Annotated in this window: 1 protein-coding gene and 1 pseudogene; both read right to left on the reverse strand. The window is 34.2% G+C overall.

Going from position 1 to position 949, the window contains the following annotated elements; genetic code table 11:
* Positions 1-146: pseudogene (locus tag BWI92_RS29035) on the reverse strand (acyl-CoA thioesterase); the annotation flags it as partial.
* 609 nt (positions 147-755) lie between these two features.
* On the reverse strand, positions 756-949 hold a 194-nt coding region (locus tag BWI92_RS27950), incomplete at its 5' end, for a hypothetical protein (RefSeq protein ID WP_217903511.1).

Consider the following 949-nt stretch of genomic DNA (forward strand, 5'->3'; position numbering starts at 1 on the left):
AAGTTATAAACTCGGCTACGTGGTCTTCGCGAGCGTTGAAGAAATAATCGAAATATTTAGCATTGTTAAGATGCTTCAATGGATCAACAATCTTGAAAACGGATAAGTGATTTCGAATGCAACTTTTTAGGATATTCTTTTGTTATATTGTTATGTAATTGAATCAACCAAATGTGTGTCAAATTGCCTGCACTGCATTTAGTTGGATTCGTGAATTCCGATGAGTTTGCAAGATCATGAAGGATTTAGAGAATGGTAGATTTTAGGTATTCCGTTTTGAAACTCCCGACACCCGTTACTATTCATGAGAATTGTAAAGATACTGTTAATCAGTTTATCTTGCGAGAAACTAATAATTAATCTACAATTTGGATTAGAAGGGATTCCGACCCGAAAGTGCTATAGAACGCATTCAAATTTTTGTTTGGCTTGAAGCCTTAGAAAAATGAGTGCTGGATAGGAATCCAGCACTAGCGATGAGTTTATTCAACCGAAGCGAAAAAGTTTAAATATCTTTATTTCTAAAAGCTTTGAAAACGCCAAAAGCGAAGGTCAGAAAACTGATCAAAAACGTAGTCAAACCACCTAACAATAACACAATAATTGCATATTCGACTACATTATAATTTTGATTAGTTGTTCCAAATTGAAGGAAATGGCTAAAAGAACCCATCCAAAATTAAAAAGACTCCAATGCCAAAATCCTATCTTTTGATTTACACGTTTTCCTGTTTTCCTGTTTTTTTTAGTACAAATTAGATTAGCGCCATCAATCCTGAAATGAGGCTAAATGAGATGGAGATGGAAGATATCCTGATTACGTAAAAGGAATCGTGTAAGATAATATCAAATGTTCGCGAGGCAAATATAGTACCAAGACCCAATAAAAGCGTTGAAGTAATGGCAAATAAAGAATAAGGTGTAAATTTCATCTGACAGAATGGGTTGA

Source organism: Flectobacillus sp. BAB-3569, assembly GCF_002270355.1.
GTDB lineage: Bacteria > Bacteroidota > Bacteroidia > Cytophagales > Spirosomataceae > Flectobacillus > Flectobacillus roseus.